Raw genomic sequence first — 14593 nt, forward strand, 5'->3', positions numbered from 1 at the left:
AGAAGTGGAGGGGTCATGCTCGTTCGCGTGTGGCTCAAGGCGTGAGCCTGTGCTTCATCGCTTCGTTGATGGCCGCGCGAATGGCGGCCACCTGGGCCGCGTTGCATTGCGCGGGCGTGGTGCGCGGGCTGTCGGGGTAGACCTCGGTGGTGGTGGCAAAGCGTGCCCCGGTGATGGCGGCGCACAGGTTCCAGCGGCTCACCGGGAACTCGATGACGCCGGGCGACTGCAGGGGCTCGCCGATGATGCGGCCCTGGGCGTCGGGCTCCGCGATGTGGGTCACGCGGGCGACGGCGTCGATGACGGCCCGCTGGAAGGCCGGCTGCGGGTGGTCGATGTCGTCCACGAGGTAGAAACCGTCCTGGATCTCGCCCGGCTCGAACGGCTTGCCGTCACGCGCGGCCAGCGCGGGGCGGAACTCGGATTCGTCGGTGTCGGTGGTTTCGTGCAGGTCGATGTGCATCAGCACGTGGCCGCGCAAGGGCGCGAGCAGGGCCACCAGCGCGGCGGACTCGGCCGCCGCACTGTCAGCGCGGAAGTTGCGGTTCGGATCCAGGGCATGGAAGTTCCAGCGCTGGATGTGCTCGTAGGCCCAGGGGCTGACGCAGGGCACCACCAGCAGGTTGGTCCCGTCCAGCGCCACGCCGGGGTCGCGCAGGAACTCCAGCGCGCCGTGCACGCCGCTGGTTTCGTAGCCGTGCACGCCGCCGGTGACGACAAGCACCGGCTGGTCGTCACGCCAGTCGCGGCTGCGCACGGCGAGCAAGGGGTAGGCGTGGCCGTCGTACACGACTTCGCCGTAGCGGTGGATGTCGTACCGGGCGCGCAGCGGCTCCAGCGCGGCCACCACGTCGTCGGCATGGCTGCGCTGCCGGGGCAGGCGGGCGCGCCAGGCCTGTATGTCGGCCTCGTTCCAGGGGGTGCCGGGCGTGCCGACAGGGTAGAAGGGCGTGGGCGTCATGGGCAGGCTCATGGGCGGGCTTTCTCTTGGGTGATCCAGGCTTGCATGCGTTGGTCCAGCAGGGGCAGCGGCATGGCGCCTTGGTCCAGCAGCGCGTTGTGGAAGCGGCGCAGGTCGAAGCGCGGGCCGAGAGCGGCTTCGGCGCGGCTGCGCAGCTCCAGCATCTTGAGCTTGCCCATCATGTAGCTCAGCGCCTGGCCGGGTTGGGCGTAGTAGCGGTCGACTTCGGCGGTCATGAAGCCGGCCTCGTGGCCGGTTTGCTCGATCATGTAGGCGATGGCCCGCTCGCGGCTCCAGCCCAAGGCGTGGATGCCGGTGTCCACCACCAGCCGCGCGGCGCGAAACATCTGGGCCTGCAGGTGGCCAAAGCGGGTGTAGGGGTCGCGGAACAGGCCGAGCTGCGGGCCCAGCGTTTCCGCATACAGCGCCCAGCCCTCGCTGAACACCGAGTACTGCGCCTGCCGGCGGAAGGCGGGCAGGTCGCCCAGCTCCACCTGCCGCGCGATTTGCAGGTGGTGGCCCGGCACCGTCTCGTGGGCCACCAGTGTCTCCATGGCCCATTTCGGGCGGCGTTTGTAGGCGATGACGTTGGCGTTGAACCAGCCGGCCGTGCCGCCGTCCAGCGACGGGCCGTTGTAGTTGTCGGCCGCGCCTTCGCCGGTGTAGGCCGGCATGCCGCGAATGCCATAGGGCGCGCGTGGCAGTTGCGCGAAGAGCTTGGGCAGCTCGGGGTCGATGCGCTTGGCGATCGCGCGGTAGCCGTCCAACAGTTCCTCGCCCGACTGGTTGAAGAAGCGCGGCTCGCTGTAGAGGAACTTCTTGAAGGCCGCGAGGTCGCCGTCGAACCCGGCCTCCACGCGCACCTTGTCCATCTCTGTGCGCAGGCGGGCCACTTCCCGCAGGCCGATGGCGTGGATGTCGCCCGCGGCCAGCGGCAGGGTGACGTGGCGCAGGATCAGCGCCTCGTAGGCCTTGTCGCCTCCCGGGTAGCCGGACAGCGAGCCGCTCTCGGGCGCTTTGGGCAGCAATTCGTCGCGCAGCACGGCCAGCAGCTTGCGCTGGGCGGGGTAGACCTGCTCGCGCAACGCGGCCAAGCCCTGGGCCTGGAGCGACGCTTTGGTGGTGGCGTCCAGGCCGGCGCCCAGGCGCAGGAAGGGTTCGTGGATGGGGCTGCGGGCCGGGTCGTCGGGCAATTGCGCTTCGACCTGCGCCATCGCGCGCACCAGCACCGGCCGTGCGGTGACCCAGCCCAGGCTCAAGCCCTGGCGCAGGATGGCGATTTCCTGATCCACCCGCGCCGGATAGGCGGCCAAGCGGGCGAGCCACTGGCGCACTTGGGCCTCGGTGGCCACCGGCACGTTGCGGGCGAGGCCCGCCAGCGCTGACTGCGCGCCGCCCAGCGTGCCCAAGGTCAGCGTGCGCCAGCCTGCCAGTGCTTGCAGGGCCACCTCCTGTTGCTGGCGCTGGATGAACAGGGCCAGCGAGGTGCGGTCGGTGTCGTTCAGTTGCGATGCGTCCACGCGCTGGGCACGGGCCAGCAGGTCGCGCGCCAGCGCGTCGCGTGCGGCCAGGGCGGCGGGGGAGCGGTCAGCCAGGCGGTCGTTGAAGCGCAAGTCGCCTCGCGCGGTGGCCCATTCCGGCTGGGCGCGGCTCTCGGCGTCCCAGGCTTCGTCGAACAGTGCCTGCAGCGCACGCGACGCGGCGGTGGCGGATGTGGGCGCGGGCGTGGGCGAGGAGGCCGGCACGCCCTGGCTGTGCGTTGCGGTTGGGGTGGGCGGTGTGGCGGTGGTGTGGGCCGCGCACACCAGGTGCAGGCCCGTGATCAGGGCGGCGGCGAGGGTCTGGCGCAAGTGCATCTCCGGGGCCGGATGGGCCGGCGCGCAGTCTGCCAGCGGGCCTGCGGGGTGATGAAAGAATGCTGCATGACTCCGGACAACTCCCTAGCCCTGCCGCTGTTGGTGACCCAAGGCGACCCCTGCGGCATCGGCCCTGAAATCATTGCCAAGCTGTGGCATCAAGCCCGCCCGACCGATGCCGTGGTCGTCGGCGACGTGGCCGTGATGCGCCGTGCGGTGCGGCAGGTGGGTGTCGATTTGGCGGTGGCGGTGTTGGACGATCCGGCCGAGGTGGCCAGCGTGCCGCCCCGTTGCGTGCCGGTGTGGCAACCGCCCGGCTTGCCGGCCGATGTGGCGGCGCTGCCCATGGGCCAGGTGTCTGCGGCCGCAGGCGCCGCGGCGGTGGCGTGCATCGAGGCGGCCGTGGCCTGTGTGCAGGCGGGCCGGGGGCGTGCCGTGGTGACGGCGCCTTTGCACAAGGAGGCGTTGCACGCCGCGGGCTCGGTGTACCCGGGTCACACCGAGATGTTGCAAGCCCTGGCCGGGGGTGTGCCGGTGCGCATGATGCTGGCCAACGACGAGCTGCGCACCGTGCTGGTGACCATCCACTGCTCGGTGCGCGAGGCCATTGAGCAGGTGACCCGCGCATCGGTGCTGGACACCCTGCGCATCACCGATGCCGCGCTGCGCCGCATGGGCTGGGCGTCGCCCCGGGTGGCAGTGGCGGGTTTGAACCCCCATGCCGGCGAAGGCGGCTTGTTCGGGGATGAAGAGCAGCAGCACATTGCCCCGGCGATTGCCGACGCCCGTGCCGAAGGCATTGATGCGAGCGGCCCGTTCGCACCGGACACGGTCTTCATGCGTGCGCGGCGGGGCGAGTTCGATGTGGTGGTGGCCATGCTGCACGACCATGGTCTCATCCCGGTGAAGTACCTGGGCGTGGAGCAGGGCGTGAACGTGACGCTGGGTCTGCCGTTCGTGCGCACCAGCCCGGATCACGGCACCGCATTCGACATCGCCGGCCGTGGCGTGGCGGACGCCTCCAGCCTGCACGCCGCGCTGCATATGGCACGCCGTTTGAGCGGCGCGGCGAGTTAGCCGCGCTGCGGCTTAGCGGCCGCTGCCCAGCGCCGCCAACTGCGCGCGAGCCCGCGCGGTGGCGCGCTCCAGCAGGTGGGCCGGCTCGTAGGCGCGCATGCGCCCGGCCTCGCACAGCTTGCGCAACATGCGGGCCGTCATGGTGACGGTTTCCTGGTGGCGGCTGCCGTGCGTGAAGATGAAGAAGCTGCGGCCTGCGCTCACGTGCGCCAGGCGCACCTTCTGCCAGTGCTCGCCGGTGTGCATCTGGTAGGCGAACCCGATCTGCAGGTTGTCCATCAGCGACGCACCCGCCGCGGCCTCGACCGGGGCTTCGGCAGGCGGCAGGCCGTCGATGGAAATGTCCACCGCGGTCAGCGGGGCGGCGGCGGCCTCGGCGTCGTTGCCTGACAGGTCCAGGTCCAGCTCGCCGTTCCAGTCAACGCCGGACTCCTCCACCAGGCCCAGGCTCTTGGCCTCGGCCGGGGTCAGGCGTTGGCTGGCGTCCAGTTCACCGGGCGCGGTTTCGCCAGCGACAGGGCGGGCGAGGTCGGCTTCCGCCGGCGGCGCGACGCCGAAGATCTGGTCCAGCTGCTTGATCAGCAGGTTGGTGTCGAGCGCGCTGGGCGCCTGACCCTTGAGCGATTCCGCGTGGGCTGGCAGCAGGGCGCCGAAAAAGTCTTTGCGCGGCGCGTCGGGCCACCGGATCAGGTCCAGCCCCTCGTTGAGGGTGCGCATGAGGTTGGGCAACTCGCGCAGGAAGTCTGCCCGCGCCGCCGTGCCGCCCTTGGGCTGCACGCTCATCACCAGGGTGCGGCCGAGTTGCCGCAGGCGCAGCGCGCGTTCGGGTGCGCCTTCGCGCGAAGCCAGCACGATGGCCTGGCTCCACACCTGCGCCAGGAAGTTCCGCAGGAACTCCTGCATCGGCACCTTGGCCAGTTGCTGCTGCAACTGAAGGGCGTAGCGCTGCTGCAGCCGCAGGTCGGTCTCACGCCGCTCCACCACGGCGGCGGCGTCACCCGCGGCCTTCAGGGTGTTGCGGGTCTGCTCGGTGATGAAGGCTTCCAGCGCATCGAGCTTGGCCGTGTAAACGTCCATGCGGTCGAAGTCGCCGCTGGCCACGTCTTGCACCAGGTCGCGCACGTGGGCCAGGAAGGAGCGGCCGGGGTCGTCGCTGAAGTCGTCGAACGCGCAGGCCAGCGATGCCATGCGGTTGACGAACTGACGCACCGGGTGGCGGCGCGACGAGAAAAAGGTTTCGTCGCCCAGCGCCACGCGCAGCACGGGCAACTGCAACCGGGCGAGCAGGCGCGCCATCTGGGGCGGCACCTTGGGGTCGGCCAGGATCTGATCGAACAGGCCGGCCACCACGTCGATGACCATGTGATCCAGCCGGCCGGTGGCCATCTGGCGCAGTTCATCCCGGTGCTGGTGGATCAGGTTGGTGGGCACCGGCATCTGGCCCCACATGCTGGTGCTGAGGTCGCCGCTGACGGTGTCGCCGCCCAGGCGACCTGAGCCCGTGGTGTCGAGGCTGCTCGTGTCGAACGTGGGTGGTGCTGAGGCCAGGCGGCGCAGCAGATCCATCATCTGCGGCTCGACACGCCCCAAGCCGCCGCCACCTCCACCGCCTCCCATGCCGCCACCGCGCCCGCCGGCGCCCATGCCGCCGCCAAAGCCCGTGCTGCGCGACGGGCCGCCAAGCGCGCCCGGCGTGGTTTGGGCGTAGCCGCCGCGCGTCGACAAACTGCCGTGGCCCGAGTCCAGGTCACCGTGTTGGGTGCTGGACCCCAGGCCGCCGTAGCGCGATGCGCCGCTGTCCGGCGTGGCGCGCACGCGCAGGTCTTGGGGGCGCAACCCGCGCGAGCGCAGCAACTCGGCGATGTCACCGTAGCAGGCGCGCATCTCCTGGGCCAAGGCGCGGGTGAGTTCGTCCGTCAGCGTCTGCCGGGTTTGCGGGTCGTCCGTGATGCTCTGGATGGCGTCCAGCAGGCCTTGCGCAATCAACTCCGGCCGCAGCGGGTTGCGCTCGCCGACCTGAATGCCGCTGACGTACGACTCGACTTCGCGCAACTCCCACTCGCAGTGGTGGCCAATGGCCAGCCCGATGCGGTCTGCCGCCACCAGGTTGTCGACCTGGTCGTCGTCCATCAACGACAACTCACCCCATTCCTTGCGGGCCGGCGCCGCCGCCGCGGGCTTGTCATCACCCTGCTCGGCCGCCACCTGGCGGCGCAGGCTTTGCACGAACCGCTGCGAAAACACGCCTTGCTGCTGGCGGAACACGAATTGCGCGGCCAGCAGGGCGTCGCGGCGCTTGATCTCGCCGGCTGACAGCGCGGACAGCCCCAAGCCTTCCGCACAGCGCTCCGCCGCCTGCTCGCCCGCAATGCGAATGCGGGTGAGGGAGGCTTCCAGGTGCGGGTTCAGGCGGATCTCGGGCGCGTTCATTGATAAAACCAGCGCAAACAGCTTTCAAAGTATCGCGCTTGGGTCGAGCGACAGGCTTTGCAGGCGCGCCAACTTGGTGGCAAAAAAAAGCCCGGTAACCATTGCTTACCGGGCGGTCAGTCCATCCGGCAGCTTAGCGCTTCAGCGAATCCCGGATTTCGCGGAGCAATTGGATGTCTTCCGGCGTCGGGGGCGGCTCGGCGGGGGCGGCCGGCGCGGCGTCCGGTGCGCGCTTCAGGCGGTTGATCTGCTTGATCATCAGGAAGATGACGAAGGCCAGGATCATGAAGTTCAAGGACACGGTGATGAAGCTTCCGTAGGCGAGCACAGCGCCTTCCTTTTTGGCTTCTGCCAGCGTGGTGGCGGTTTGCCCGGCCAGCGGGATGAAGTAATTGCTGAAATCCAGCCCGCCGAACACCTTGCTGACCACCGGCATGATCACGTCGCCCACCAAGGAGTCGACGATCTTGCCGAACGCGCCGCCGATGATCACACCGACGGCCAAGTCGACCACGTTGCCTTTGACTGCAAATTCTTTGAATTCTGAAAAGAAGCTCATCCGTTCCTCCCGGTTAGCGCTATCGAAGTCCCAAATTCTGCATGTTCGCGCCAAGCTGCGAGGGGTTGAAGGCGGGTAAACCTGTGTCCAGCCGTACGCGGGACCGGGCTGCCCGCCGATTGGCGTCCGCTAGAATCCCGAGTTGCCCCTGATCAGAAGTCTCTTTAGAGGACCCTCATGAGTGACCAGCAAGTGGACCAAGGCAAGCGTACCTGGTTGATTGCAACCGGCTGCGCTGGCGCCGTGGGCGGTGTCGCGACCGCTGTGCCTTTCGTCAGCACGTTTGCGCCGAGCGAGCGCGCCAAGGCTGCCGGCGCCCCCGTCGAGGTCGACATCTCCGGCATCAAGCCCGGTGAAAAGCTCACCGTCGAATGGCGCGGCAAGCCCGTGTGGATCGTCCGTCGGACGGCCGAGCAGGTCGAGGCCCTCAAGAAGAACGACGCCCAGCTGGCCGATCCGAATTCCGATCGCAAGGCGTACCCGACGCCGGATTACGCCAAGAACGGTCACCGCTCGATCAAGCCCGAGTATTTCGTGGCGGTGGGTATTTGCTCTCACCTCGGTTGCTCGCCCAGCGACAAGTTCGCTTCGGGCCCGCAGCCGTCGCTGCCGGACGACTGGACGGGCGGCTTCCTGTGCCCTTGCCACGGCTCCACGTTCGACATGGCTGGCCGTGTGTTCAAGAACAAGCCCGCGCCGGACAACCTCGAAGTGCCCCCCCACATGTATCTCTCCGACGCCAAGCTGCTGATCGGCGAGGACAAGAAGGCCTAACAGGAAACGGGACGAGACATGGCTGAATTCAAAGAAGCTCCCGCAGGCGCCTCGGTTGGCGTGAAGACCATGACCTGGTTGGAGAACCGGTTCCCGACCGCGTTCGACGCCTACAAGGTCCACATGTCGGAGTACTACGCGCCGAAGAATTTCAACTGGTGGTACATCTTCGGTTCGCTGGCCCTGTTGGTGCTGGTGATCCAGATCGTCACCGGCATCTTCCTGGTGATGCACTACAAGCCGGACGCCGCCCTCGCATTCGCGTCGGTGGAGTACATCATGCGTGATGTGCCCTGGGGCTGGCTGATCCGCTACATGCACAGCACGGGTGCGTCGGCGTTCTTCGTCGTCGTTTACCTGCACATGTTCCGTGGCCTTATCTACGGCAGCTACCGCAAGCCGCGCGAACTGGTCTGGATCTTTGGCTGCGCGATCTTCCTGTGCCTGATGGCTGAAGCCTTCATGGGCTACCTGCTGCCCTGGGGCCAGATGTCTTACTGGGGTGCTCAGGTGATCGTGAACCTGTTCGCCGCGGTGCCGTTTGTCGGTCCGGATCTGGCACTGATGATCCGCGGCGACTACGTGGTGGGCGACGCCACGCTGAACCGCTTCTTCAGCTTCCACGTCATCGCCGTGCCGCTGGTGCTGTTGGGTCTGGTGGTGGCGCACTTGCTGGCGCTGCACGATGTGGGTTCGAACAACCCGGACGGCGTCGAGATCAAGAAGGGCCCGAAGAACGCGCAAGGCAAGCCGCTGGACGGCGTGCCGTTCCACCCGTTCTACACGGTGCACGACATCTACGGCGTGTGCCTGTTCCTGATGGTGTTCACTGCCATCATCTTCTTCGCACCGGAGCTGGGTGGCTACTTCCTGGAGTACAACAACTTTATCCCGGCCGACCCGCTGAAGACGCCGGCGCACATCGCCCCGGTGTGGTACTTCACGCCGTTCTACTCGATGCTGCGTGCGACGACCGACGTGATGGTCAACGTGCTGTGCGGCGTGATCGGTCTGGCGGCCGTGGTGAGCTTCCTCAAGGGCAAGTTCGGTGGTGGCGCCAAGATTGCGCTGCTGGTGGCGGCTGCAGGGCTGATCTTCCTGCTCAAGGTGTTCGACGCGAAGTTCTGGGGCGTCGTCGTCATGGGCGGCGCGGTCGTGATCCTGTTCTTCCTGCCCTGGCTGGACCACAGCCCGGTCAAGTCGATCCGTTATCGCCCGGAATGGCACAAGTACGTGTACGCCGTGTTTGTCGTGTTCTTCCTGTGGCTGGGCTACCTGGGCATCCAGCCGCCCAGCGACATGGGCACCCTGGTGGCGCAGGTCGGCACCCTGTTCTACTTCGGCTTCTTCCTGCTGATGCCCTGGTGGAGCCGACTGGGCACGCCCAAGGCAGTGCCTGATCGTGTGACTTTCCACGCCCACTGAGCCGCGGAGACAGAACAGATATGAAAAAGCTGATCGCCATCCTGCTGGCCTCGTTGAGCCTGGTCGGTGCTGCCAACGCGTCCAGCGGCGGTATCGAATGGGACAAGTTCCCCAAGGAAAAGATGTCGGACATGGCGGCGCTGCAAAACGGCGCCAAGCTGTTCGTCAACTACTGCCTGAACTGCCACGCCGCGGCTTTCATGCGCTACAACCGCATGCGCGACATCGGCCTGACCGAAGCCGACATCAAGAACAACCTGCTGTTCGCCGCCGACAAGGTTGGTGAGACCATGAAGGTGAGCATCGATGCCAAGGACGCCAAGGCCTGGTTCGGTGCGAACCCCCCGGACCTGACCGTGATCGCCCGCTCGCGGGCCGACGGTTCCAAGGGCTCGGGTGCAGACTATCTGTACACCTACATGCGCAGCTTCTATCGCGACGACACGAAGGCGACCGGTTGGAACAACCGGGCGTTCCCGAGCGTGGCGATGCCGCATGTGCTGTGGGAGCTTCAAGGCCAGCGCACAGTCAAGTTCGACGAAGTCGCCGACCCGCACGACCACGAAAAGAAGGTGCACGTGTTCGCAGGTTACGAGCAAGTCTCGGCCGGAAAGTTGACAGAGCGCCAATACGACGATGCAGTGGCCGACCTGGTGGCCTACCTGCAGTGGATGGGTGAGCCGGCGCAGGCCCAGCGCTTCCAACTGGGTGTGGTCGTGCTGATTTTCCTGCTGTGCCTGACCGTCTTCGCCTGGCGCTTGAATGCGTCGTACTGGAAGGACGTGAAGTAACCGTGCAAGTTCCGGCGTCGCGTTCGCGATGCCGAATCACGCAGTGGGGCGCGCTGACGGCCACCCACTGCGTTTGCTTTTTCAGCGCGACCCACGTGTCGCGCGTTTTTGATTGATTGACCCCTCGGGAGCCCAAGCCATGATGGTCCTTTACTCCGGTACCACCGACCCCTACTCGCACCGCTGCCGGTTCGTGCTGTTCGAGAAAGGCATGGACTTCGAAATCCGCGACGTCGACCTGTTCGCGAAGCCCGAAGACATCGCTCTGATGAACCCGTACAACGAGGTGCCCATCCTCGTTGAGCGCGATCTCATCCTGTACGAGTCGCACATCATCAACGAGTACATCGACGAGCGCTTCCCGCATCCGCAGTTGATGCCCGGCGACCCGGTGGCCCGTGCCCGTGTGCGCTTGTTCCTGCTGAACTTCGAGAAGGAGTTGTTCGCTCACGTGAACGTGCTGGAAGGCCGCGGCATGACGACCAAGGCGACGGACAAGCAGTTGGAGAAGGCCCGCGCCCAAATCCGCGATCGCCTGACGCAACTCGCGCCCATCTTCCTGAAGAACAAGTACATGCTGGGCGACGACTTCTCGATGCTCGACGTGGCCATCGCCCCGCTGCTGTGGCGCCTGGACTACTACGGCATCGACATGTCCAAGAATGCGCTGCCGCTGCTGAAGTACGCCGAGCGAATCTTCAGCCGCCCGGCGTACATCGAGGCGCTGACGCCCTCGGAAAAGGTGATGCGCCGCTGATGGACGCCACCTCGGCTTCTGGGGGCTCGGCGGGTGGCACGTCCACCCGCCCTTACCTGATCCGTGCGCTGCACGATTGGTGCACCGACAACGGATTCACGCCCTACATCGCGGTGCACGTTGACCGCTCGGTGCAGGTGCCGATGGAGTACGTCTCGAACAACGAAATCGTGCTGAACATCGGTTTCGATGCGACGAGTGGTCTCGAGTTGGGCAACGAATTCGTCCAGTTCAAGGCGCGATTCGGTGGGGTGGCGCGCGAGATCGTGGTGCCCGTGGATCACGTGGTGGCCATTTACGCTCGCGAGAACGGGCAAGGCATGGCCTTCCCCGCGCCGGAGCCCGTGACCGATGCGGCGGAGCCGGCGGCAGCGCCTGCACCCGTCAAAGCCGGGCTTCGCCTCGCGCCGGAGCGCCCGACCGAAGGTGAGAATGAGCCGCCGCCCGAGCCGCCCAGCACCGGTGGCGCTCGTCCTTCGCTGAAACGGGTCAAATGACCGCCTAGAATGCGGCGCCAATGACGCCGGCTTAGCTCAGTTGGTAGAGCAACCGCCTTGTAAGCGGTAGGTCATCAGTTCGAATCCGATAGCCGGCACCAAACGAAACCCGCTGCACTGCGCAGCGGGTTTTTTCATGCCTGCTTCAGTTTGATTCGCATGCGCTGCGGATAGCCGGCCTGGTTCAGTGCCGACTCGAGCCGCGGCAGCAGTTGCCGCAGCTTGGCTGCCACGGCCGCGTTGGCGACGAGCACGGTCCAGCACTCCTCGTCCAAGGGGCCTGCTTCGATGTGTGGCGACAGCGTGCCGGGCATGGCCCGACGAATCAGCGCCAGCCGCCGTTCCGACGCTTGCAAGCGTTCAGTCAAGGCCCGCAGACCGGCGTGCGATTGCAGTGCCTGCGACAGCGGCGTTGGGGCGGGCACGCTGGTCCGCACACGTGCGGGCAAAAAATTGGGTCCTGACGCCATGCCGTCAGTGTAATGAGCCCCCCGGAAAGGCTCACGGGAGGCGCTGCTAAACTGCCCGGCTTTGCGCATCAGGGCAATACCTGCCTTGCGATGTTGCGCAACGTCCTCAGATTCCAGCGTCCGAGCCGCCCGGCTCACGTCGACCGTACCACTCCTTCGCAGCATGTTGCCCAAGCTTCTCACCTCGATTTTCGGTAGCCGCAACGAGCGACTGCTCAAGCAGTACCGCCGCATCGTGCAGCAAATCAATGCGATGGAGCCGAAGTACGAGGCGATGACGGACGACGAGCTCCGCGCGCAGACGGCTGATTTCAAGGCGCGCATTGCCGCTGGTGCCACGGTGGACGATGTGCTGCCTGAGGCCTTTGCGGTCTGCCGCGAGGGCGGCAAGCGGGCGCTGAAGATGCGCCACTTCGACGTGCAGCTGATCGGCGGCATGGTGCTCAACGCCGGCAAGATCGCCGAAATGCGCACCGGCGAAGGCAAGACGCTGATGGCCACGCTGCCGGTCTACCTGAATGCACTGACCGGCAAGGGCGTGCACGTGGTGACGGTGAACGACTACCTCGCACGTCGTGACGCCGAATGGATGGCCAAGCTGTACAACTTCCTCGGGCTGACAGTGGGCATCAACCTGCCGCAAATGCCGCGCGAGGAAAAGCAGGCGGCCTACGCCGCGGACGTGACCTACGGCACCAACAACGAGTACGGCTTCGACTACCTGCGCGACAACATGGTCTACGAGACGGCCGACCGCGTGCAGCGCGGCTTGGCCTACGCCATCGTCGACGAGGTGGACTCCATCCTGATCGACGAGGCGCGCACGCCGCTGATCATCTCGGGCCAGGCCGACGATCACACCGACGTCTACCTGCGCATCAACGCCGTGGTGCCCAAGCTGAAGAAGCAGATTGGCGAGCTCGACCCGCGCACGGGCGAAGGCGTCATCGAGCCGGGCGACTTCACGGTGGACGAGAAGAGCCACCAGATCCACCTGACCGAAGACGGCCACGAAGTGGCCGAGGCGCTGCTGACCGAGGCGGGCCTGATCGCCGAGGGCGCGAGCCTGTACGACGCGGCCAACATCACGCTGATGCATCACTTGAATGCAGCGCTGCGGGCCCACCATGTCTACAACCGTGACCAGCACTACGTGGTCCAGAACGGCGAAGTCGTCATCGTCGACGAGTTCACCGGCCGCCTGATGAGCGGTCGCCGCTGGAGTGACGGCCTGCACCAGGCCGTGGAGGCCAAGGAAGGCGTGCAGATCCAGGCCGAGAACCAGACGATGGCCTCGATCACCTTCCAGAACTACTTCCGCATGTACGGCAAGCTGTCTGGCATGACGGGCACGGCCGACACCGAGGCCTACGAGTTCCAGGAAATCTACGGGCTGGAGACCGTCGTCATCCCGCCGAACCGTCCGACCATCCGCAAGGACGAACTGGACCTGGTCTACAAGACCGACAAGGAAAAGTACAACGCCGTCATCGCCGACATCCGCGCCTGCCACGAGCGCGGCCAACCGGTGCTGGTGGGCACGACGTCCATCGAGAACTCGGAGCTGATCTCCAAGCTGCTGACGCAAGCCAAGCTGCCGCACAACGTGCTCAACGCCAAGCAGCACGAGAAGGAGGCGCAAATCGTCGCCCAGGCGGGACGTCCGGGCGTCATCACCATCGCCACCAACATGGCCGGCCGTGGCACGGACATCGTGCTGGGGGGCAACGTCGAGAAGCAGATCCAGTTCATCGAGGCGGACGCGTCCATCCCGGACGCTGATAAGGCCGCACGCATTCAGCAACTGAAGGACGAGTGGCAAGGCCTGCACGAGAAGGTGCGTGCCGAAGGCGGCCTGCGCATCATCGCCACCGAGCGGCATGAAAGCCGCCGCATCGACAACCAGCTTCGCGGTCGCGCTGGCCGCCAGGGCGACCCAGGCTCCTCGCGCTTCTACCTGTCGCTGGACGACCAGCTGATGCGCATCTTTGCTGGCGAGCGCGTGCGCGCCATCATGGACCGCCTCAAGATGCCCGAAGGCGAAGCCATCGAGGCAGGCATCGTCACGCGCAGCATCGAAGGCGCCCAGCGCAAGGTCGAGGCGCGCAACTTCGACATCCGCAAGCAGCTGCTGGAATACGACGACGTGTCGAACGACCAGCGCAAGGTCATCTACCAGCAGCGCAACGACATCCTCGAAGCTGAAAGCCTGTTGGCTCAGATGGCCTCGCTGCGCGAGTCCACGCTCACCGACGTTGTGCGGACCTATGTGCCGGCCGAGAGCCTGGAAGAGCAGTGGGACTTGGCCGGCCTGGAGCAGGTGCTGCAGACGGAGTGGCAGGTGCCGATCGGCTTGGTCGACATGGTCAAGCAGAGCGACTCCATCACCGATGAAGACATCCTTGCGGCGGTCATCAAGGCGGGCGATGAGCAGTTCCAGGCCAAGCTGGACCGCGTGGGCATCGACCAGTTCAACCCGTTCATGCGCATGGTGCTGCTGCAGAGCATCGACCAGCGCTGGCGCGAGCACCTCGCCGCGCTGGACTACCTGCGCCAGGGCATCCACCTGCGCGGCTACGCCCAGAAGAACCCCAAGCAGGAATACAAGCGCGAAGCGTTCGAGCTGTTCTCGCAACTGCTGGACCTGGTGAAGATGGAAGTCACCCGCACGCTGATGAACGTGCGCATCCAAAGCCAGGAAGAGGCCGCCCAGGCCGCCGAGGCCATGGAGCGCCGCGCGGAATCTGTGTCCAACGTGACCTACCAGCATCCGAACGAAGACGGCTCCATCAGCCAGGACGTCGACCCGGCGACCTTGATGGAACAGTTCGGCCACATCGGGCGCAACGACCCCTGCCCCTGCGGCAGCGGCAAGAAGTTCAAGCTCTGCCACGGCAAGCTGGCCTGATCGGCTGAGCCTCGGGCCGGCCGCGCGGTGTCGTGGCAGGCCGACACCGCCTGCCCTGAAGCCCGCAGTCGGGGGATGGCGCCGCAGG

12 protein-coding genes and 1 tRNA gene are annotated in these 14593 nt (G+C 66.4%); 8 read left to right on the forward strand and 5 right to left on the reverse strand.

Features of this window, described 5'->3' with window-relative positions; genetic code table 11:
* Nucleotides 1–34: 34 nt before the first annotated feature.
* Together ACG01O_RS18430 and ACG01O_RS18435 are read right to left on the reverse strand one after the other, a co-directional pair.
* A complete protein-coding gene (locus ACG01O_RS18430; protein ID WP_394386865.1) occupies nt 35–973 on the reverse strand; it encodes a DUF2817 domain-containing protein in 939 nt (312 codons plus the stop codon).
* On the reverse strand, nt 970–2817 hold the full coding sequence (locus tag ACG01O_RS18435) for a DUF885 domain-containing protein (protein WP_419964630.1): 1848 nt from the start codon (nt 2815–2817) through the stop codon (nt 970–972). The genes ACG01O_RS18430 and ACG01O_RS18435 overlap by 4 nt, the downstream gene beginning before the upstream one ends.
* A gap of 66 nt (nt 2818–2883) precedes the next feature.
* Here ACG01O_RS18435 and pdxA point away from each other — a divergent pair, with 66 nt between their 5' ends.
* Nucleotides 2884–3894 (forward strand): 4-hydroxythreonine-4-phosphate dehydrogenase PdxA, encoded by a 1011-nt coding sequence (gene pdxA / locus ACG01O_RS18440; protein WP_394386867.1) that lies wholly within the window; start codon nt 2884–2886, stop codon nt 3892–3894.
* Nucleotides 3895–3906: 12 nt separating this feature from the next.
* Here the strand turns inward: pdxA and ACG01O_RS18445 are convergent, their stop codons facing one another.
* The gene (locus ACG01O_RS18445) at nt 3907–6324 is read right to left on the reverse strand and encodes a DUF1631 family protein (protein WP_394386868.1); all 2418 of its coding nucleotides are present in this window, start codon (nt 6322–6324) and stop codon (nt 3907–3909) included.
* 133 nt (nt 6325–6457) lie between these two features.
* A complete protein-coding gene (gene mscL / locus ACG01O_RS18450; protein WP_394386918.1) occupies nt 6458–6883 on the reverse strand; it encodes a large conductance mechanosensitive channel protein MscL in 426 nt (141 codons plus the stop codon).
* A gap of 177 nt (nt 6884–7060) precedes the next feature.
* On the opposite strand from mscL, the gene petA reads away from it, so the two are divergent.
* The 6 genes from petA to ACG01O_RS18480 all read left to right on the forward strand — a co-directional run bounded on the left by petA (nt 7061) and on the right by ACG01O_RS18480 (nt 11228).
* Nucleotides 7061–7657 carry a ubiquinol-cytochrome c reductase iron-sulfur subunit gene (gene petA, locus ACG01O_RS18455; RefSeq protein WP_394386869.1) on the forward strand — a complete coding sequence of 199 codons (597 nt, stop codon included), beginning with the start codon at nt 7061–7063 and terminating at the stop codon, nt 7655–7657.
* Between the two features lie 18 nt (nt 7658–7675).
* Entirely contained in the window at nt 7676–9082 is a 1407-nt protein-coding gene (locus tag ACG01O_RS18460) for a cytochrome b (RefSeq protein ID WP_394386870.1), read from the forward strand.
* Nucleotides 9083–9102: 20 nt separating this feature from the next.
* Complete coding sequence (locus tag ACG01O_RS18465) at nt 9103–9873, forward strand: cytochrome c1 (RefSeq protein WP_394386871.1); 771 nt, start codon at nt 9103–9105, stop codon at nt 9871–9873.
* 139 nt (nt 9874–10012) lie between these two features.
* The gene (locus ACG01O_RS18470) at nt 10013–10630 is read left to right on the forward strand and encodes a glutathione S-transferase N-terminal domain-containing protein (protein WP_394386872.1); all 618 of its coding nucleotides are present in this window, start codon (nt 10013–10015) and stop codon (nt 10628–10630) included.
* A complete protein-coding gene (locus ACG01O_RS18475) occupies nt 10630–11127 on the forward strand; it encodes a ClpXP protease specificity-enhancing factor (protein ID WP_394386873.1) in 498 nt (165 codons plus the stop codon). Before ACG01O_RS18470 ends, ACG01O_RS18475 begins: the two co-directional genes overlap by 1 nt.
* 25 nt (nt 11128–11152) lie before the next feature.
* Nucleotides 11153–11228: transfer RNA gene (locus tag ACG01O_RS18480), tRNA-Thr, on the forward strand.
* A 33-nt stretch (nt 11229–11261) separates the two neighbouring features.
* Here ACG01O_RS18480 and ACG01O_RS18485 read toward each other — a convergent pair.
* Nucleotides 11262–11771 (reverse strand): DciA family protein, encoded by a 510-nt coding sequence (locus ACG01O_RS18485; RefSeq protein WP_394386874.1) that lies wholly within the window; start codon nt 11769–11771, stop codon nt 11262–11264.
* Here ACG01O_RS18485 and secA point away from each other — a divergent pair.
* The gene (gene secA, locus ACG01O_RS18490) at nt 11761–14505 is read left to right on the forward strand and encodes a preprotein translocase subunit SecA (RefSeq protein ID WP_394386875.1); all 2745 of its coding nucleotides are present in this window, start codon (nt 11761–11763) and stop codon (nt 14503–14505) included. The two genes, ACG01O_RS18485 and secA, sit on opposite strands and share 11 nt — an antisense overlap.
* The last annotated feature ends 88 nt before the right edge of the window (nt 14506–14593 follow it).

It is taken from the genome of Pelomonas baiyunensis (genome assembly GCF_043555935.1).
Classification (GTDB): Bacteria; Pseudomonadota; Gammaproteobacteria; order Burkholderiales; family Burkholderiaceae_C; genus Pelomonas; species Pelomonas baiyunensis.